Consider the following 18,811-nt stretch of genomic DNA (forward strand, 5'->3'; position numbering starts at 1 on the left):
TCAGGCGCGGAAGGCATCGACGATCTTTCTCAGTTCGGTGCTGTCGAAGAGGCGTGGGAGGGGCGGGGCGGCGGCCTGCTCGGCTGCCGTCCAATGGCTCGTGGTGCTGGCCGACAGCAGGATCCGTGTCACACCGGGTGTGGAGGCGACTGTCCCGAGCAGCAGTTGTATGGGCGTGGTTCCCGGATGCACTTCCTGCGCGACGGTGGGAGTGACCATCTCTAGCAGCTCTCCGGCATGGAGTGGTGCCGAGGCGAAGACTTCCAGGCCGAGGGCGTGGGCGTCGAAGAGAACGCCCCGGCCGTTCAGCGCGTCGGCGATGGGCCCCAGCTGCACGAGGCTCAAAGGGAGCTGGATCGCTGCGAACTTGTGGGTCGGGCCTCCGGCCTTGTGGGCCAGTTCCATGAGACGGTCGACCGTCAGCGACCCGTCGTGCAGCGCCAACCACGTGGCCACGCCGTACGCCTTGATCAGTCCTTGCCGGCAGCACTCCTCCAGCGTCCGGAACGCTTTGAGGAGGCGGGCGTCGAGCTCGTGTGGCTCTGGTCCACCGTGTTCGGGGTTGTGGACGAACGTGATGTCGGGGATCCGGCCGAGGGCGGCCTTGCTCTGTGCTGCCTGCCACCTCACATATGACGGTTCGAGGCAGTACCCCTTCTCGGTCCGCGAAGGGGTGAGCACGCCCTCCTTCGTCGCCCGCACCTGGCGGGCAGCGTCCAGGAAGCCCACCTTCGTCGACACACGTACGGACGGGAAGGCGCCTAGCACGGGGGCCAGCTGCTCCTCGGCTGTGCCGCGCTGGTAGTTCGGGGCCGTATCGATCCAGGAAACGTCTTGGTCGATCGCGGCCTGGGCGGCGGCCGCAACGCCGGCCGTGCGATAGGTGCCCAGGCCGAGTTCGGCGCCCCTCACTGCGTGCCTCTGACCGAGGCGACCTGGCCGTTCACGAGTTCACTGATCACGGCAGCCGCCTGCCCCAGAGTGAGTTCGGTGTCGCTGACGAGGTCGGCGAGCCGGTGTTCCGATCGGTCGGCGAGACGCTTCAGCAAGGGCAGTGCGGGCGCTGTGAAGGTCCAGGACTCGCCGCCTGCCGTCAGAACGGCGTTGCCGTCGTCCGTCGTACTGAGCGTGTGGCGTGCGGTGAGCATCCGCGCCCTGACGCCAGGGTCGGCCGGTACTGCGTCCACGAAGGGCAGGCTGGGCCGGAACCGTACGGGCTCGTCCGCGTCCCGGTGCTGGAAGTAGCGATCGATCAGGCTTCCGTTAGCCATTTCTTTGACGAGCAGGTCGCGCAGCTGGTCAACGACATGCTGCTTTTGATCGGAGGACCCGAAATGAGGGAGGTCTGCCCTGACTGTCTGTTCTGCTCGCAGGGTGTCCAGAACCCAGGACACGAGGTCGACGCCGGTTGTGGAGCTGAGCCCGCACGTCAGGTGGAGCGACCGCTGTCCCTCGGAGGCAGAGACGGCGTGCCACCAGCCACGGGGCAGGTAAAGGATGTCCCCTGGTGTGAGGACGAACTCTGCGACGGGCTCGTCGGACGGCGGGGCGGTTTCGGTCACGTCGCGGTACATGGGGGCGACGCGGGTCGGTCCGTAGATCTTCCAGCGTTTGTGGCCGTCCACCTGGACGACGACCACGTCGTGGTCGTCCCAGTGCACCCCGAAGCCCTCGCGCGGCTTCCAGGAGGCGTACAGGTTCACCTGGACCTTGGAGCGGAGCCTGGCCTCAAGAGCATGGGCAAGACCATGTACGCCTGGGTGCAGTTCATCGAATGCGTCGATCACCATGGTGGCGCCCTGGGCGAGCTGTTCGTGCAGGGAGGCGGGGTGGATTCGATGCCATACCGTTCGGCGCCTGGCTACTTCACGCACGGTGTAGGCGTCGAGGGGAACGACCACGCCGTCGGCGGAGAGACGGAGCCGCGGTGGTTCCAGGCGGTGCCGGGCGATGATCTCGTTGAGGTCGTCCCAGTCGAGGAGTCCGGCAATGCACTGGGCATCGCCAGGAATGACGCGGAAGGTGCGGCCGAACGCCTCGGCGAGGAAGTCCTCGCCGAGGCGTGCGACGACCGCGTGGGGCTGAGCGGTCATGTGTCCGGTCCCGTCAGGAATCGTTGCTGTCGGACCGGCCGCCGGTGTTGTCCGACGGGATGAACGCACGCTCCCGCGCCGCCTTCACCTGCGCACGGGCGACGAGCAGGCTGTCACCCGTGATGGGCGCCGTCAGGGCTGTGTGCGCCGAGTCCGCCTGCGTTTCGTGCTGGATCTCCATCGCTGACTCCTCTTCTTCTCTTGCACTTGCCGGTCGAGTGCGGAGCGGTCCTCCGCACTCGTCGTACGCCCGCCCGACTGCCGACCCTCACGAGAACAGCCGGGCAGGGTTCTTCCCGCCTCTGCGGCGTCAGGCCGTTGGGGAAGCCATGAGTCGTCGCTCGGAGGCGGAGTCTGTGGGGCTAGTGGTTGCCGAAATACCAGATCAGAAGGCCGAGGGGGGCGGTGACAAGCAAGGGGAGGAGAGCGCCCGCCCACTCACGCCAGTCGTGCAGCCGCCGCTTGTCGGTCACCGGCGTCTCCGGTGGCTACCCATCGTTGGTGCCCTCCGGATGGCGCTCGCGGTAGAGACTGACGAAACGTCTCGTCAGTCGGCCGAGTTCACGCGTGTAATCGAAGGCAACGAACTGCGGAGTCTCAGCCGTCGGCCGGGCGTTCAGCTCCGTCAGGCGGTAAGCGTCCCTGTACATCTGCCGAACGACCGGGTCCTCGTCGAAGCCCAGCTCTTCCGTCACGAACAGGTTCAGCGCTCCACGCAACTGGGTGGCTGTCAGGTCGATTTCCTGCCGATCAGGCATGGACAGCGTGATGGCCAAAGCCTTCGTCACGACATCGCTGATGGCTTCGACGTCGATCGGCAGTGCCTCCGGATCGGCAGCGTCGACGCTCGGGGATCGGTCCTTGTCTGTCACAGCGGTCATCACGCGCTCCTCTCGTGTCCGCTTTTGGTTGCGGCGTGTGAAGAGCTAACTGCGAGATGTGCCCATCCGGGTACCGTAGGAGGGAGGCGTGACCGTGAAAGCCGTGAAACCTACGGGAGTTGGCAATGGCCAAAGCACCCCAGGACGACCGCAATACGGGACTCGAAACCCTGCTTGAGCAGGCGCAATGGTCGCGTACCCAGCTCGCCAATGCGGTGAACCGCACCGGTGTCCAGGTCGGTATGACCCTGAAGTACGACCACTCCGCCGTTTCGCACTGGCTGAGCGGGACGCAGCCAAGGGAGCAGGTCAGGCCGATCATCATCGAGGTACTCGAACGTAAGGTCGGCCGCCCCGTGACCTATGCGGAAGCGGGTCTGCAGCCTCCGAAGGGCGGAGAGGACTCCGGCAGCGGAGACACTGTCGAGTCCCTCTTGGATCTGGGCAGGGCTGATATGGACCCCTCACGACGCGGCGTGCTCGCCGCCGGCTTGTACTCGGCTGCTCTCGTCGTGCCCCTCTTCGCAGGCGAGGCGCACGCAGAGGAACGCGAACGCGCCACGAAACCCACAGGCCGTATCGGGCCGGGCGAAGTCGCGACCGTACGGACCATGACCGACCGCATCGCAGACATCCTCGACGAGCTGGGCGGCGGCCACGCCCGCCCAATGGCCGCGGCATTCCTCGTCAACACCGTCGCGCCCTACCTGCGAGCCCAAGCAACCGAGCCGGTCAGAAACGACATGCTCTCCGCCGCCTCCGACCTGACCTACCTGACCGGGTGGATGGCGATGTACGAACGAGAGCACGGCCTCGGACAGCAGTACTACGTAAAGGCGTTGAACCTCGCCAAGGATGCTGCTGACCACGTCACCTACTGCCGCACTCTGCGCGGCATGAGCCTTCAGGCATCACATCTGCGCCATGGGCAGACGGCCTTGAAGCTCGCGGACTCAGCTGCCGAAGCTGCACCCAAGGCCGGCCCGCGGCTGGTGGCGTTCCTTCGAGGTCAGCAGGCACACTCGGCAGCCATGGTCGGCGACCGGAAGCAGGCATTCACTCGCCTGCGTGAAGCCGAAGTAGCGCTCTCGAAGGCCGACTCACGCCGAGATGCTGTCGGCGGATACGACCAAGCGGCCTACCAGTTCCACGTCGCCCACGTCCTCTACGAGACGAAAGACCTGGCGGGCTCGATCGCGGCTCTGAAGAGCTCGGTCCGGGCACAACCCAAACAGGAACGGCAGGGCCGACTCCACGCCAACGGCGTGATGGCCCAACGCCAGTACGAACTGGGACACATCGAGGAGGCGTGCAGCACCTGGAATACGTTCCTCGACGACTACGTGGGTTTGTCAACCGCTCGCGGCGACGAGCACTTCGAGACGATGCGGAAGCGGCTCGCTCCCCACCGGAAGGTCCGGGCCGTAAGAGAACTCGGCGAACGCGCTCGCCAGGTCGCGACGCTGAAGGGGTAGTGACCCTGGAGAGGGCGATGAGGCGGGCGCCGCACCGCCCTCCCCGTCTGGGCGGCGCGCGGGTCAGGCAAGCAGGATCTGGCCGGCAGGGCGGTCAGGCTTCCAGTTACGGACCCGTCTCGTTTCCGCCGGCGCCCTGCTCTTCCAGCACTTGATTAACCGCGACAGCGGCTTCGTGTGCGTCTGCTGATTCACCGGCGTTGAGTGCCGCGAGGTAGCGCTCGCCGTGCTTTTCAGAGCGGCCCCGAGGACGACGCGCCGCACGTGGTAACCCAAGCGGCCCAGTCGGCCAGGGGGCCGCTCTCCTGCGGCCTCGTCGGGGGCGAACGGTTGTCCGCCGAGAGGCGAGACGCTGACCAGACGACCCCAACCGACAGGCTGGATCTCCCCCTCACCGAAGGAGCGTCGAAGCCTCGACGGCTTCCTCGCCGCTCACCGCGTTCGCGGCCCGTCGCCGTTCGAGGCGGCTGACTCCCAAAGCAGTCTGGAGGCAGCGGGTGTCGGAGGTCTTGGTGGCGATCGATGACGTCAGCGCTTGGACCATGGGCGACTTTAGCTACTCCGACCACTGAATCCACTGCTGCGCGCTGAGGACCCTCACTGTTGTTTTGGTGGCGGCTTGCGCCTGCGCGTCGGTCAGACGGCGGCAGGGGCGCCGAGCATCGCGGAAGCCTGTTGGAACGGGTTGAGGACGCGCGTGGGCGCGGCGGTGTGGGGAAGGCCGGGGCAGGTGAAGCCGAGTTGGGTCATGGCCCGGAGGATTTCGCCGGCGCTGAAATCGCGGCGGTCCTGGCGTGTGATGACCTGCCCGACCTGCTTGACGGGGTAGGTGCGGCGGCCGATGATCACGGACTCGCCGATGACCTGTTCGGGCTTGATGCCCTTCATGGATTCCAGGACGCCGCTCTTGGTGAGGTCGAACGGGAAGCGGGCGATGACACAGCGCATGATGCCTCACAGGGAGAAGAATGAAGGGGAATGGTTTCGCCGCGGTGAGGCGGTTCAGTGGGCAAGGGCGAGGACGCCCGGAGCGCTGCCCTGCTCGTCGACGACCGGCAGGGCACCGGGCCGGCGGCCGCGCATCGCGTGCTGGGCTTCGGTGATCGTGGTAGCGGGTGAGGTGAACGGCCCGCGGTTGTCGAGAATGTCGCGTAGCTGGACCCGGTCCGTGTACGCGGGGCTGTCACGGATGGCGGTGAGCTGGGCCTGAGTGACCGGTCTGGTGCACAGGCCGTCGTTGTCGCAGACGAGCAGGTGCTCGGTGCGGGCACTGGTCATGACGGCCAGGGCGACTTCGATGGTCATGTCGTCGCAGACCTGCGGTCCGGCCGTGCCCATGGTGTCGGCCACTGTCCTGTGCGCCGGGGTGGCGCTCGCCGGGCGGGGTTGCATCTGAACCAGTGCCAAGATGTGCCTCCTGCAGAGATGGGCCAGTTTCCTGATCAAGGGTTCTAGGCCGCCGCGTCGAAGGAGGACTGCCGCACGATCGTGCGCCGGGCAGTCGAAGCGGGGCTGCGCCGGCCGCGGGAGGCCGCGCTGCGGCTGCGCTGACGTCGCTCGGCCACCGGCGTGGTGATCGTCACGGGGATGCCGGAGGGGGGCTGGGCGCCGGTGATCCGGCTGAGTGCCTCCTCGCCCGAGCGGACCTGAGTGGTCTGCGGCACGATGCCGGCGGCTGCCATGAGGCGGGTCATGTCGCGGCGCTGGTTGGGGGTGACCAGGGTGACGACGCCGCCGGACTCGCCGGCCCGCGCGGTGCGGCCGCCGCGGTGGAGGTAGTCCTTGTGGTCGCTCGGCGGGTCGACGTTGACGACGAGGTCGAGGTTGTCGACGTGGATACCGCGCGCCGCGACGTTCGTCGCGACGAGCACGGTGACGTGCCCGGTTTTGAACTGGGCCAGGGTCCGTGTGCGCTGCGGCTGCGACTTCCCGCCGTGCAGGGCGGCGGCCCGCACTCCGCTGTTCAGCAGGTCCTGCGTCAGCCGGTCGACGGCGTGCTTGGTGTCCAGGAACATGATCACCCGGCCTTCGCGGGCCGCGATCTCGGTCGTCGTGCGGTGCTTGTCGGCGCCGTGGACGTGCAGTACGTGGTGCTCCATCGTGGTGACCGCGCCGGCGGACGGGTCGACGGAGTGGACGACCGGGTCGGTGAGGTAGCGGCGGACCAGGAGGTCGACGTTGCGGTCGAGGGTGGCGGAGAACAGCATCCGCTGGCCCTCGGGGCGGACCTGGTCCAGGAGTGCGGTGACCTGGGGCATGAAGCCCATGTCGGCCATCTGGTCGGCCTCGTCCAGGACGGTGATCGCGACCTGGTTCAGCCGGCAGTCTCCCCGGTCGATGAGGTCCTTGAGGCGGCCCGGCGTCGCGACGACGACTTCGGCGCCACTGCGCAGTGCACTGACCTGCCTGCGGATCGGCATTCCGCCGACGACGGTGGCCAGGCGCAGCCTCACCGAGCGGGCGTAGGGGGTGAGAGCGGCGGTCACCTGCTGTGCCAGTTCACGCGTCGGCACGAGGATCAGGGCCAGCGGCTGGCGGGGCTCGGCGCGCTGTCCGGCGGTGCGGGCCAGCAGGGCCAGGCCGAAGGCGAGGGTCTTGCCTGAGCCGGTGCGCCCGCGACCGAGGACGTCGCGGCCCGCGAGGGTATTGGGCAGGGTCGCGCCCTGGATCGGGAACGGGACGCGCATGCCTTGCGCGGTGAGCGAGGCCAGCAGCTGCTCGGGCATGTCGAGGTCGGCGAAAGCCTCGACGGCGGGCAGCGCGGGAGTGATCGTCTTGGGCAGGGCGAACTCGCCCGAGGCCGCCGCGGGCCGCCGGCCGCGGCCGCCTGGGCGGCTCGGCCCTCCGGAACGGCTCGGGGCGGGCGTGCCGAAGCGGTTGCCCCGGTGCGAACCGGCGCCGGAGCCGAAGGCGGGACCGCCGGTACGGCTGCGGGAGGAGCGGTTGTTCGTACGTGAGGGGTTCATTCAGAACCTTCCTTGATACGGCACGTATCAAGGAATTCTCGCAGCAGAAGAACAGCGCGGGGAATCACAAGAACGAGCCGAACGAAATGCGAAAGCAGATCTGGCCCGCGGTGAATCCGGTGCAAGTGCAGGCGATGAAATGGGTGACGTCATGCGGACGTGAGATCCCGGACGTCTACGGGTGCATCTTCAAAGAGGTCCGCATTCCTGGAGAGGGATCTGCGGGCGTCGTTGCCCCACAGGGAAGCCCCGGGGAATGCCCGTAGCTGGGGCCCGCACCCCGAGGGATGCGGGCCCCAGCTACGAAGTGCGCGTCAGCGTCAGGCGGGAACGATGTTCTCGGCCGTCGGGCCCTTCTGGCCCTGCGCGATGTCGAAGGTGACCTTCTGACCTTCGAGCAGCTCACGGAAGCCCTGAGCGGCGATGTTCGAGAAGTGGGCGAACACGTCAGCGCCGCCACCGTCCTGCTCGATGAAGCCGAAACCCTTGGCCGCGTTGAACCACTTCACAGTGCCAGACGCCATGTCATATCTCCTTGTGGGGCAGTACGCCGGAACCCGCAATCCACGGATACCGGGTCGCCGCGATGATGCCCCGCCCGGAGATGACCGGAAATACAAAACGCTCCCCGCGGCTAAAAATGCCGACGAAAGGTGTTGAAGTTTTTGGGAACCACGACTGCAACTGAGATCGACAGTAGCATGCGGTAGCGGCCTGCGTACGGTAAATAATTCCACTCTGCCCGTTGCAGTAAACACACTGTCCGCGCGGCACATTAAACTCTCGTCTCGCGGTCATAGATATTGATCCACCCGGAACACGGCGTTCCAGGAAGAGCGGTCGTCGTTTATACGGCGGCCCATCAGCCCGTATAAGGGTCCCGACGCAGATCAGCGCAGCGCTGCTGCGCGGCGCTCTCACGAGTGCCCCAGATCCCACCACCATGGACTGAGACTGAAGGCGGCCGACGCCCACCGTTCGTGCGAACCAGTCGGACAGCAGGACCTGCCCGGGGCAGCAGTACGCTCCGCGCGCGGGCTGATCGCCGTACGGTGGGCGAACACGTCCGAGCCGCCACTGTCCGGGCGGTGAAGCCGCAGCCGTTCTGCGTGTCAAACCACTTCACAGTTCCCGCGGCCCTTGCCTCACACCTTCCTGCCGATGAAGCGTCCTACGACATGCGGCAGACGGAGGCGGTCACCCTGGCTCCTCCGCCGCAGCAGAACGCCCACGACGAAGATGTGGGCGAAGGGAACTTCCTGGTCAAGGCAGTTGACCCAGAAGCCACGCGTCAGCCCGCGGTCGTCGGGTTCTCTGATTCGGCGGCGTGGCGGTATTCGGCGTTGATGCGCTGGGCTTCTTCGAGCTGGTCCTCGAGGATGATGATGCGGCAGGCGGCCTCGATGGGGGTGCCCTGGTCGACGAGTTCGCGGGCGCGTGCGGCGATGCGCAACTGGTAGCGGGAGTAGCGCCGGTGGCCGCCCTCGGAACGCAGCGGGGTGATCAGGCGGGCTTCTCCGATGGCGCGGAGGAAACCTTGTGTGGTATCGAGCATCTCGGCGGCCCGGCCCATCGTGTAGGCAGGGTAGTCGTCGTCGTTGAGACGGCCGAACGAGTCGTCTGCTGTCATTTGCACCTCTCTGTGGAACGCGTGGAGGGGCTCGGGTGCCGTACGGCACCCGAGCCCCGAAGGAACTGCTACACCATCTGCCGACCCTGATACTGCGCCGGCCTTCTATTTCCGCTGACCCGACCTGGAAGTTGTCGGGGGTGCGGGGATCGCGGTTGCTTGACCGGAGACCACCTCGCTATCGATGTCCTGCGGTACCCGGGCTCAAAACTTCCACCCGGGCGATCCTGATGGCGCCTGGCTCCTCCGTTCTTCCCTCTGGGATCATCACTTACCTACTGCTGGTACTGCTCTCCTGCGTACTGCTCTGTGGCCTGTGCCAGCGCCACTTTTCGACAGCCAGCCCCGTCGCCCGTCCTGCATCTGCTCTGGCTTAGAACCCCACTGTCGAACCTCCCGGTGCGCGCGTCCGCAGCCGACGCCTTCACCGAGGTGCTGCTCACTGACTTCACTGCTGCGTACTGCACTTGCGGGTACTGCTCACGGCGGCCCCTGATCACTGCGGGCCACCCGGTCCGGTCGCCAGTCCCGTCGCCGTCCTGCAACAACCCTGGCTTCGGAACTCCACCACCGCACCGTCCTGCGAACTGCAACTGCGGTTACTGCTGCCCGGCAGTTCGTCTCTGCCGGGCCCTGCTGTCTCTCTGGGCTACGAGAGAAACCATAGCCACACCACCACCCTAATGTCTACTCCGGCTGACATAGATTTCCGTACCCGGGCGGAGAGATAGTCGGCCTCGGTCACGGAACGGGTGTGCGGCGGCCCCGCTCCAGCCAGGCTCGCCCGCTCCGACCAGCGCCGTTACGCGCAGCCTCGACGCCGCGAACACCGCATTCGCCACGTCTGGCCATGCGGATGATCGCTCAGGACACGCGCGGGCTCGTGCGGTTGACACACCGCAGGCCGGGCACAAGCGCCGCCAGATAGGACCTGCGTGACGATCCAGAGACCAGGGTGGCCTGATGAACACAATGAGCGTCAACGTGGCAACTGCCCTCTCCACGGCATGCATTGCCAGCGCGCGCCGGAGCGCCCGGGATTTCCTCGCAGGTCACGATCTTCGCCGAACCTCATTTGGGACAAAGGGGCCGCTGGTTCAAACTCGAACCCGCCACGGCTGACTGCTGTCTGCTCTTGACCGGCAAGGCTCCGGCCGCGCCGCGGTCTCAGTTCTGGTCCCATCCACCGGTGTCCGGGATCGTTGAGGAACCCACCTGCCGACCTCTCCGCTCCAGGCCGGCACGCCCACCGACCCACCTCGGATTCCTGATGAACATTTGGAAGGTGTGTTGGCTCGGCCGTCTTCGACGGGGCCTGGATGCGTGAGCGATGCGTGAGCGGACGTGCTGACATGGCGCACACAACCTTGGACCGGCCAGCATGCGACATGCCTCTGACTAGGCATTTCTGGACCAGCGTGGAAGCTGGCGGAAGTCCCGGCAGGACCCTGCCGGGACTTTTAATCCGTTGGTTGTGGGTTCGAGTCCCACACGGCCTACCGCCGGCAGCGAGGTGGGACCCCCTCTGACCTGCTACTTAGCGCCTCGATCGGTTTCATCCGGTCGGGGCGCTTCGTCTTCCCCGACCTCGTGCGTGAGCGGACGGTCCGACAGCAGGGGCTACGGAGGGGCCCTACGGGCCCGTGGCACCAGCGCGGCGGCGGCTTTGTCGACCTCGGGCAGCAGGCTCGTGTACGTGTCCGACGTGAGCGTGATCGTGGAGTGGTGCAGCGTCGCCCTTGATCGTGTGGAGATCGCCGCCCCTGCCGTGGGTGAGAGTGGCCGCGACGTGACGCAGGTCGCGCAAGGTGATCGGCGGCAGGTCGGTGGTGGCGAGGATGCGGAAACGGGCCCCCGGCGGCACAACGCCGGAGGCCCCAGCAACCTCCGGGTTTCTGGTCCCAACCACGAAGTCGCGAAGCTCCCCACCTTCGCCATGGCGGCCCTCGCGGGCATCGGCGACCTGCCCGACACGGTCATGGACCGATCGATCGTCATCCGGATGCGCCGCCGCAGGCCGGGCGAGAAGGTGGCCGAGTTCCGCACCTACCGCGACACCCCGCCCCTCCATGCCCTGCGCGACCGGTTCGCCGCCTGTCGACCGTGGTGGCCGCCCCTGCCGACCGCGGCGATCTGTCGGCCGCGTTCATCCGCCCCGACGGCATCGTCGCCTGGGCCGCCGCCCCGGGCCTGCCCGCGGACACCGCAGTTCTGGCGACCGCGCTGCGCACCGCACACACGTATGACGAACGGCCAACAAGGTGAACCTGGTCAACCTGAAGGCAGGAAAAGCACCGGATAAAGCAGAGGGGAGGTCTGATTGTGTGCGTCCAATCTGACGGTCGGTTCGGCACAGATCTGCCCTGATGCTGCCGAAAGGCCGTTCCGCCTCCGCACCGGCAAAACATCCGAGGAGCAGGAACGACGATGGCGCCCGATCCGACAATCGCCCAGGTGACCATGACCCTGGCTGCCCTTGCAGCCACCGGGGCTACCCCGCGTCCGTCCGGGGAAACCCCGGAGCATCAGACCGAGCGAATCATCACCGGCATCGACGCGCAACTGAGCGATCCCAGCCTTGCGACGCAGGGCGCGTGGAAGCTGGTGTGGCTCGCCCTGAGCGAGGCCAACGCCAATATGGCCTACATCGCACAGAGCACCAACGGCTCGAACGAGTTCGCCGTGGTCGCTCGCGGAACGGACGCCGATCTGACCGACATCCTTGAGGACCTTGAGGTCGGCACAGTCGTCCCGTTCCCCGAAAGCGGATCGCCGAAGCCCATCGCCGTTTCCAAGGGGGCGATGGATGCGTTCAAACGGGTTGTCAACGCCCGCTCGATCGCCTCGCCCTCCCCGAACGTCACGCTCGCTCAGGCGCTCGCCGCCGTGCTCAAGTCGGCGCCCTCCTCGCCGCAGCCGACCGTCTATCTGACCGGTCACAGCCTGGGCGGTTGCATCGCCACCATGCTCGCGCCGTACCTGCAGGCACAGACCTGGCCGAAACAGCCGAAGTTCGCGGTGATCACCTATGCCGCTCCCACCGCCGGCGTGCAGAGCTTTGTCGACTACTTCGACTCCGTGCCGTGGGTCATCGACGAGCGCCAGAACAACGCCTACGACCTGGTACCGCACGCATGGGCCGATCTCGACACCACCGCCGACTGGTACCCGAGCCCGGGACCGCAGGCGACCGAAGAAGTGAAGCTGCTCATCGGGGCGATCTCCAAGCGCACCAAGGGTAACGTCTACGTCCAGCCCGGCACGCTCTGCCTGATGAACACCGGATACACGAGCCTTGCCAAGAACCTGGTCAACAAGACCACCCAGGACTTCCTCGGCCAGGTCGCCTTCCAGCACGCCAACTCCACCTACCTGGACCTGGTGGGGGCGCCTGCCGTCCCTTCCGGGCCGGTGGTGACCGACGTGACCCCCACCTTCGGCGCACCAGGCGCCACGGTGACCATCAACGGCACCGGTTTCAGTCCGGACAGCATGGTCGACTTCGGCCACTTCGCCTGCGCCAAGCGCGACATCGACCCCTCCGGCATCAGGATCACCGCTCAGGTCCCCAACGGAACCGGCGTTGTCCACGTCCGCGTCACCAACACCCTCGGCACCTCCCCGGCCGCAGCGATGGGGCAGTTCGCCTATGGCGGACCCGCACCTGTGGTGGTCAGTGCGGTCAGCCCGACCAGCGGAAAGGTCGGCACCCCGGTCACCATCAGCGGCTCGGGCTTCGCCGATGGCGCCACCGTGCACTTCAAGGACAAGGCATCCGATTCGGTCAAGTTCGTCTCCACCGGCCAGATCACCGCAACCGCGCCCGGCCAGCTCGACGACCACCAGACGGTTGACATCACCGTGACGGTCGGCAAGGCGACCTCTCCCACCAGCCCGGCCGACGAGTTCACCTACACCGGACGATAGCGTCCGCACGCCCCGTTCCCGGGGTGGCCCTTCGAGCAGCCCCGGGCCCTTGCCGCCGACCGGTCGAACCGTGCCCGGGCGAGGGATCGCCGCAGGACCGTTCGCCCTGCGGCGAGCAGGCTGTGCCTGCCTCGTCTGGCAGTCGGCCCCCGCCCACCGCCTATATGCGCGGCCTCTTAGTTGACCGCGACAGCGGTTTCGTGTGCGTCTGCTGATTCACCGGCGTTGAGTGCCGCGAGGTAGCGCTCGGCATCCAGAGCTGCCGATGCGCCGCTGCCTGCGGCGGTGATGGCCTGGCGGTAGGTGTGGTCGACGACGTCGCCCGCCCCGAAGACGCCGTGGATGTTCGTCCGGATGGTGGGCGAGGAGACCTTCGTGTATACCGCTCACGCCGTTGCCTCCGGGGCGATCTCGGCGATCAGGCCCTCGACGAGGGTCTTGATTTCGTCGCGGATGGGGCGGACGGCTTCGACGCCCTGTCCGGCCGGGTCGTCGAGCTTCCAGTCGAGGTAGCGCTTGCCCGGGAAGACCGGGCAGGTGTCGCCGCAGCCCATGGTGATGCACACGTCTGACTCGCGGACGGCGTCGATCGTGAGGATCTTCGGGGTCTCGGCGGAGATGTCGATGCTGACCTCGGCCATTGCCTCGACGGCGGCCGGGTTCACGGCGTTGCCGGGGTTGGAGCCGGCGGAGCGGACCTCGACGCGGTCCCCGGCCAGGTGGGTCAGCCAGGCGGCGGCCATCTGGGAGCGGCCGGCGTTGTGGACGCAGACGAACAGGACGGACGGCTTGCCGGAAGACTCGGCCATGTTGATCGTTCTCTCTCGTCGCATGGCGGTATCAGCCGCCATGCGACTTCACCCCCCGCTGGTATCAGCAGACAATGATGTGAGAATATCAGTACATGCTGACTTCAGTCGATCCTGATCTGATCCGAGTGCTGGGCGATCCACTCCGCCTCCAGATCGTGACCCTGCTGGCCCGCGAGACGCTCTGCACGACGCACCTGGTCGAGGAGACCGGTGCGAAGCAGACCAACCTGTCCAACCACCTGAAGGTGCTGCGCGAGGCCGGTGTGGTGGAGACCGAGCCGTGCGGCCGCTTCACCTACTACAAGCTGCGCCCCGAGGTCCTGGCCGGCCTCTCCGAGCAGTTCGCGGCGCTGGCCGAGTCCGCCCGTACCGCCGCCGGGAACAAGAGGGCCTGCCCGTGACCTCCACCGAAGCCACCATCGCCGCCACAGCGACCGGGGATGAGTCGATCGTCAAGAAGCTCTCCACGCTCGACCGCTATCTCGCGGTGTGGATCCTGCTCGCCATGGCCGTCGGCCTGGGCCTGGGGCGCCTGATCCCGGGGATGAACGACGCACTGGCGAAGATCGAGATCGGCGGTATCTCCCTGCCGATCGCGCTCGGCCTGCTCGTCATGATGTACCCGGTGCTGGCCAAGGTCCGCTACGACAAGCTCGACACCGTCACCGGCGACCGCAAGCTGATGGTGTCCTCGCTGGTCATCAACTGGATCGTCGGCCCGGCCGTCATGTTCGCCCTGGCGTGGATCTTCCTGCCGGACCTGCCCGAGTACCGCACCGGCCTGATCATCGTCGGCCTCGCCCGCTGCATCGCCATGGTCATCATCTGGAACGACCTCGCCTGCGGCGACCGCGAAGCAGCCGCCGTACTTGTCGCCCTCAACAGCGTGTTCCAGGTCATCGCGTTCGGCCTGCTCGGCTGGTTCTACCTCGACCTGCTGCCCCGGTGGCTGAACCTCGGAGACGGCCAGGGCTTGGACGTCTCCGTGTGGCACATCGCCCTCAACGTCATCATCTTCCTCGGCATCCCGCTGCTGGCCGGCTTCCTCACCCGCCGCATCGGCGAGCAGAAGATGGGCCGCGAGAACTACGAGGCGAAGTTCCTGCCGAAGATCGGCCCCTGGGCGCTGTACGGGCTGCTCTTCACGATCGTCATCCTGTTCGCCCTCCAAGGGAAGACGATCACCTCGCAGCCGTTGGACGTGGTCCGGATCGCGCTGCCGCTGCTCGTCTACTTCGCGATCATGTTCTTCGGCACCTTCCTGCTCGGCAAGGCTCTCGGACTGGCCTACGACCGCACGGCCACACTGGCGTTCACCGCGGCGGGCAACAACTTCGAACTCGCCATCGCCGTCGCCATCGCCACCTTCGGCGTCACCTCCGGCCAGGCCCTGTCCGGAGTCGTCGGACCGCTCATCGAGGTACCCGTCCTGATCGGACTCGTCTACGTCGCGCTGGCCTGGCGCAAGAAGTTCACGCCCGCGGCACTCACCACCCAGGGAAGGGGCGACTGATGCACTGCCTCGGCTGCCGCACCACGGGAACCAAGCTGCTGGCCTGAGCGCCTGCGGCATGCTGGAGGCATGCGGATCGAGGTCGTGGTCGTGAAGGAATGCCCGAACGAAGAGCTGGCTGCCGGCCGGTTGCGGCAGGCGCTGGAGGCGTCCGGGCTGCAGGAGGCCGATGTCGTCACACGGGTGGTCACCGACCAGGCCGAGGCCGAACGCATCGGCTTCACCGGCTCCCCGACCATCCTCATCGACGGTGAAGACCCGTTCGCAGAAGCCGGACAGGCGCAGGGGATGACTTGCCGTCTCTACCGCACGCCCGAGGGCTTGGACGGCGCACCCGGCATCAGCCAGCTGCAACAGGCGCTCGCGACCGCCGCCCACCACGAATCCTGATCGCGGTTCACCCGGCCGCTGCGGTACACATTCGCTTCAGGACGTGCCCGGCATCCCGGCCGACGCCGCGCGAGAAGCTCCGCTGGAACTCCATGCCGACGAAGCCGAGGCCCGGAGCCCGGAGCCCGGAGCCGCGATGGCCCAGCGCGTCTCCGCCCTCCAGGCGTACCTGGCGCGGTGCTGCCCGCCCGACTGCACCGGCTGACTGGCAGGCGCCGACCGGAGATCAGGTGCGCAGGTCGAGCATGGTGGACATGGCCGCCACGACGGACGGCGCGACCCGGTAGTACACCCAGGTCCCCCGCCGCTCGGAGGTGAGGAGTCCGGCCTCGCGCAGCTTCTTCAGGTGGTGGGAGACGGTCGGCTGGGAGACGCCGACGTCGGAGATGTCGCAGACGCACGCCTCGCCGCCCGGGTGCGAGGCGACCTTGGAGAACAGGCGCAGCCGCACCGGGTCCGACAGGGCCTTGAACATGACGGCCATCTTCTCCGCATCGTCCTGCGACAGCTCCCCGGCGGTGATCGGCGGGCAGCACGGCACCACGGCCCCCGCGTCGAGGACCGGCAGCTCCGCAATCTCTGACTTCGACATATGTCTATGTTGACACTCATCGATGCCAAGTGCCAAGCTCCAGATATCGACAGCAATCGAAACAGCGGCCGGACCGGCCGCCTATCTCGGAGGACATCACCGCCATGACCACCACTGCAGACCTTCCGGTTGTCGTCATCGGCGCCGGCCCCGCCGGGCTGGCGGCCGCCGCCCACCTCGTCGAGCGCGGCATCGAACCGCTGGTCCTGGAAGCCGGTCCGGTCGTCGCCGCAGCGGTTCGCGACTGGTCGCACGTGCGGCTGTTCTCCACCTGGGGCGAGGTCACAGACCCGGCCGCCGAGAAGCTCCTGGCGCCGACCGGCTGGACCAAGCCCGACGCGGCCACCTACCCGTCCGGCGGGGACTGGGCCGAGCAGTACCTCCAGCCGCTGGCCGATGTCCTGGGCGAGCGCGTCCGCTTGGGCGCCACTGTCACCGGGGTGTCGCGCACCGGCCGTGACCGCATCGTCGACGCCGACCGCGAAGCCCAGCCCTTCGTCGTCCATTTCACCATTGCCGACGGCGGCGAGGAGCGTGTCTTCGCCCGCGCGGTCATCGACGCCTCCGGCACCTGGACCACCCCGAGTCCGGCCGGGGCCAGCGGCCTGCCCGCCCTCGGCGAGAAGACGGCGGCCGACCGCATCACCTACCGCGTCCCCGACCTCAATAACCCGGCCGTCCGTGACCGCTACGCCGGCAAGCGCACCGCCGTCATCGGCTCCGGCGCCTCCGCGTTCACCGCCCTGGCTACCCTGGCCGACATCGCGAAGGACGAGCCCGGCACGCACGCGGTGTGGATCCTGCGCCGCGGCATCAGCGGCTCCACCTTCGGCGGCGGCACCGCCGACCAGCTCCCCGCCCGCGGCGCCCTCGGCCTCGCCGCGAAGGCCGCCGTCGACAACGGCCACGCCGACGCGGTCACCGGCTTCCGCACCGAGGCCATCGAGCGTGACGAGGACAGCCGCCTGATCCTGGTCGGCGAGGACGGGCGCCGTCTCGACCCGGTGGACGAGGTCATCGTCCTGACCGGTTTCCGCCCCGACCTGTCCTTCCTCTCCGAGGTCCGCCTCGGCCTCGACGAACGCCTCCAGGCTCCCGTCGAGCTCGCCCCGCTGATCGACCCCAACCAGCACTCCTGCGGCACCGTCTACCCCCACGGCCACCGCGAACTCTCCCATCCCGAACCCGGCATCTACCTGGTCGGAATGAAGTCCTACGGACGCGCCCCGACCTTCCTCGCCATGACCGGCTACGAGCAGGTCCGTTCCGTCACCGCCGCCATCGTCGGTGACATCGACTCCGCCGACCGCGTCGAACTCACCCTCCCCGAAACCGGAGTCTGCGGCGGCGCGGGGCTCTTCGACGATCCGGCAGCCGACCAGGTCGACGGCGGAGGATGCTGCGCCACTGCGGCACCCGCACTCGTACAGATCGGCGTCGGCACCTCTCTGCCGGTCGCAGCCGCCGAGGAATCGCCGTCGTCCGGCAGCTGCTGCTGACCTAACCCCAGCGCCCCGGCCCCGACGGCCGGGGCGCTTTCGGACTGCTTGCCGCCGTCTCAGGATGTGCGGCTCTGACAGGGCTGGGCACAGCGGCCAGGCCCAGCCCGCTCCGCGTCCGACGCTAGGGTCTCCATCCATACCGCGCGGGGCGGCGCCGGCACCGCCACACCCCACAACTGGTCCTGCTGCAACAGCCGTGGGAAGCCTCCCGGCCCAGGGCGAGTGAACTAGTCGTTCTCAGACTGGGCATGCCTGCGCCGCCGCAGCGGTGCAGTCATCCACATCGTCACTCCGACAAGGGTCAAGAGCACCGCGCCTCCGATGAGGGTAGGGACGGCCGCCATGAGGAAAAAGGTAAGCAGCAGCTCTGCCCACGTCGGCTCCTCACCCATCGTGCTCCCACCCTGCGCCATAAACGCCACGACGCCAACAGGCGGCAATCAGTTCCGGATGGGCGCATCGGATACATGTTCCGCACGAAACGCCCAACCCGCTGCGGGCTCCCTCCGAGGCCGACACGGAGTCTCAGTTCTGGTCTCATCCACAGGCGTCCGGGATCGTTGAGAAACCCACCTGCCGACCTCTCAGCCCCAGGCCGGAACGCCCACCGGCCCACCTCGGATCCCTGATGAACATTTGGAAGGTGTGTTGGCTTGGTCGTCTTCACGGGGCCTGGATGCGTGAGCGGTGCGTGAGCGGTGCGTGAGCGGTGCGTGAGCGGTGCGTGAGCGGTGCGTGAGCGGTGCGTGAGCGGACGTGCTGACACGACGCACACAATCGTGGACCGGCCAGCATGCGGCATGGCTCTGACTAGGGATTTCTGGACCAGCGCGGAAGCTGACGGAGGTCCCGGCAGGACCCTGCCGGGACTTTTAATCCGTTGGTTGCGGGTTCGAGTCCCACACGGCCTACCGATCACAGGTCGAGGAGAAATCCTCTGACCTGCGGCTTAGCGCCTCGGGTGGCTTCGGCCGACCGAGGCGCTAAGCCATACCTGGCCTCTTGCATGAGCGGATGGTTCCGCAGCAGG

19 protein-coding genes and 3 pseudogenes are annotated in these 18,811 nt (G+C 67.5%); 9 read left to right on the forward strand and 13 right to left on the reverse strand.

Translation table 11 applies throughout. The annotated features are described in order from the left end of the window. The 4 genes from OH735_RS19730 to OH735_RS19745 all read right to left on the reverse strand — a co-directional run bounded on the left by OH735_RS19730 (window position 1) and on the right by OH735_RS19745 (window position 2,974). Window positions 1-912: an aldo/keto reductase gene (locus tag OH735_RS19730; RefSeq protein ID WP_406382833.1), complete on the reverse strand. Its 912-nt coding sequence runs from the start codon at window positions 910-912 to the stop codon at window positions 1-3. Then, on the reverse strand, window positions 909-2,093 hold the full coding sequence (locus OH735_RS19735) for a JmjC domain-containing protein (RefSeq protein WP_406382834.1): 1,185 nt from the start codon (window positions 2,091-2,093) through the stop codon (window positions 909-911). Before OH735_RS19735 ends, OH735_RS19730 begins: the two co-directional genes overlap by 4 nt. Before the next feature lie 13 nt (window positions 2,094-2,106). Further along, window positions 2,107-2,274, reverse strand: a complete 168-nt coding sequence (locus tag OH735_RS19740; protein WP_266359515.1) for a hypothetical protein — start codon at window positions 2,272-2,274, stop codon at window positions 2,107-2,109. A gap of 307 nt (window positions 2,275-2,581) precedes the next feature. After that, window positions 2,582-2,974 carry a hypothetical protein gene (locus OH735_RS19745; protein ID WP_406382835.1) on the reverse strand — a complete coding sequence of 131 codons (393 nt, stop codon included), beginning with the start codon at window positions 2,972-2,974 and terminating at the stop codon, window positions 2,582-2,584. 125 nt (window positions 2,975-3,099) lie between these two features. On the opposite strand from OH735_RS19745, the gene OH735_RS19750 reads away from it, so the two are divergent. Continuing rightward, window positions 3,100-4,449 (forward strand): hypothetical protein, encoded by a 1,350-nt coding sequence (locus OH735_RS19750; protein WP_406382836.1) that lies wholly within the window; start codon window positions 3,100-3,102, stop codon window positions 4,447-4,449. 636 nt (window positions 4,450-5,085) lie between these two features. On the opposite strand, the gene OH735_RS19755 is transcribed toward OH735_RS19750, so the two are convergent. The 6 genes and pseudogenes from OH735_RS19755 to OH735_RS19780 all read right to left on the reverse strand — a co-directional run. After that, complete coding sequence (locus OH735_RS19755) at window positions 5,086-5,397, reverse strand: SCO5918 family protein (RefSeq protein WP_327368876.1); 312 nt, start codon at window positions 5,395-5,397, stop codon at window positions 5,086-5,088. A gap of 54 nt (window positions 5,398-5,451) precedes the next feature. Beyond that, complete coding sequence (locus OH735_RS19760) at window positions 5,452-5,856, reverse strand: CBS domain-containing protein (RefSeq protein ID WP_406382837.1); 405 nt, start codon at window positions 5,854-5,856, stop codon at window positions 5,452-5,454. A gap of 44 nt (window positions 5,857-5,900) precedes the next feature. Continuing rightward, complete coding sequence (locus OH735_RS19765; RefSeq protein ID WP_406382838.1) at window positions 5,901-7,415, reverse strand: DEAD/DEAH box helicase; 1,515 nt, start codon at window positions 7,413-7,415, stop codon at window positions 5,901-5,903. Window positions 7,416-7,735: 320 nt separating this feature from the next. Further along, window positions 7,736-7,939, reverse strand: a complete 204-nt coding sequence (locus OH735_RS19770) for a cold-shock protein (RefSeq protein WP_030304224.1) — start codon at window positions 7,937-7,939, stop codon at window positions 7,736-7,738. A 767-nt stretch (window positions 7,940-8,706) separates the two neighbouring features. Next, the gene (locus tag OH735_RS19775) at window positions 8,707-9,045 is read right to left on the reverse strand and encodes a MerR family transcriptional regulator (RefSeq protein ID WP_406382839.1); all 339 of its coding nucleotides are present in this window, start codon (window positions 9,043-9,045) and stop codon (window positions 8,707-8,709) included. A gap of 1,620 nt (window positions 9,046-10,665) precedes the next feature. Then, a pseudogene (locus OH735_RS19780) lies at window positions 10,666-10,888 on the reverse strand (site-specific integrase); the annotation flags it as partial. Window positions 10,889-10,909: 21 nt separating this feature from the next. Here OH735_RS19780 and OH735_RS19785 point away from each other — a divergent pair. The 3 genes and pseudogenes from OH735_RS19785 to OH735_RS19795 all read left to right on the forward strand — a co-directional run. Continuing rightward, window positions 10,910-11,179: pseudogene (locus OH735_RS19785) on the forward strand (DUF3631 domain-containing protein); the annotation flags it as partial. Further along, window positions 11,149-11,310, forward strand: coding sequence for a hypothetical protein (locus OH735_RS19790; protein WP_406386960.1), 162 nt, complete (start codon window positions 11,149-11,151; stop codon window positions 11,308-11,310). The pseudogene OH735_RS19785 and the gene OH735_RS19790, both read left to right, overlap by 31 nt. 195 nt (window positions 11,311-11,505) lie before the next feature. Then, window positions 11,506-12,972 carry an IPT/TIG domain-containing protein gene (locus tag OH735_RS19795; protein WP_406386648.1) on the forward strand — a complete coding sequence of 489 codons (1,467 nt, stop codon included), beginning with the start codon at window positions 11,506-11,508 and terminating at the stop codon, window positions 12,970-12,972. A gap of 176 nt (window positions 12,973-13,148) precedes the next feature. Here OH735_RS19795 and OH735_RS19800 read toward each other — a convergent pair. Both OH735_RS19800 and OH735_RS19805 read right to left on the reverse strand, forming a co-directional pair. Next, window positions 13,149-13,352 (reverse strand): annotated as a pseudogene (locus OH735_RS19800) (thioredoxin-disulfide reductase); the annotation flags it as partial. A 6-nt stretch (window positions 13,353-13,358) separates the two neighbouring features. Next, complete coding sequence (locus OH735_RS19805) at window positions 13,359-13,781, reverse strand: arsenate reductase ArsC (RefSeq protein ID WP_406382840.1); 423 nt, start codon at window positions 13,779-13,781, stop codon at window positions 13,359-13,361. A 95-nt stretch (window positions 13,782-13,876) separates the two neighbouring features. Between OH735_RS19805 and OH735_RS19810 the strand changes: the two genes are divergently transcribed. The 4 genes from OH735_RS19810 to OH735_RS19825 all read left to right on the forward strand — a co-directional run bounded on the left by OH735_RS19810 (window position 13,877) and on the right by OH735_RS19825 (window position 15,892). Further along, on the forward strand, window positions 13,877-14,185 hold the full coding sequence (locus OH735_RS19810) for a metalloregulator ArsR/SmtB family transcription factor (RefSeq protein WP_326763540.1): 309 nt from the start codon (window positions 13,877-13,879) through the stop codon (window positions 14,183-14,185). After that, the gene (arsB, locus tag OH735_RS19815; RefSeq protein WP_406382841.1) at window positions 14,182-15,297 is read left to right on the forward strand and encodes an ACR3 family arsenite efflux transporter; all 1,116 of its coding nucleotides are present in this window, start codon (window positions 14,182-14,184) and stop codon (window positions 15,295-15,297) included. The genes OH735_RS19810 and arsB overlap by 4 nt, the downstream gene beginning before the upstream one ends. Before the next feature lie 69 nt (window positions 15,298-15,366). Next, the gene (locus tag OH735_RS19820; protein ID WP_406382842.1) at window positions 15,367-15,687 is read left to right on the forward strand and encodes a hypothetical protein; all 321 of its coding nucleotides are present in this window, start codon (window positions 15,367-15,369) and stop codon (window positions 15,685-15,687) included. A gap of 43 nt (window positions 15,688-15,730) precedes the next feature. Continuing rightward, a complete protein-coding gene (locus OH735_RS19825; RefSeq protein WP_406382843.1) occupies window positions 15,731-15,892 on the forward strand; it encodes a hypothetical protein in 162 nt (53 codons plus the stop codon). A gap of 21 nt (window positions 15,893-15,913) precedes the next feature. Here the strand turns inward: OH735_RS19825 and OH735_RS19830 are convergent, their stop codons facing one another. Continuing rightward, window positions 15,914-16,279 carry an ArsR/SmtB family transcription factor gene (locus tag OH735_RS19830; RefSeq protein WP_406382844.1) on the reverse strand — a complete coding sequence of 122 codons (366 nt, stop codon included), beginning with the start codon at window positions 16,277-16,279 and terminating at the stop codon, window positions 15,914-15,916. A 104-nt stretch (window positions 16,280-16,383) separates the two neighbouring features. Here OH735_RS19830 and OH735_RS19835 point away from each other — a divergent pair, with 104 nt between their 5' ends. Beyond that, window positions 16,384-17,778, forward strand: a complete 1,395-nt coding sequence (locus tag OH735_RS19835) for an NAD(P)-binding domain-containing protein (protein WP_406382845.1) — start codon at window positions 16,384-16,386, stop codon at window positions 17,776-17,778. The last annotated feature ends 1,033 nt before the right edge of the window (window positions 17,779-18,811 follow it).

Source organism: Streptomyces sp. NBC_01618 (assembly GCF_045209435.1).
In the GTDB taxonomy this organism is placed as follows: Bacteria; Actinomycetota; Actinomycetes; order Streptomycetales; family Streptomycetaceae; genus Streptomyces.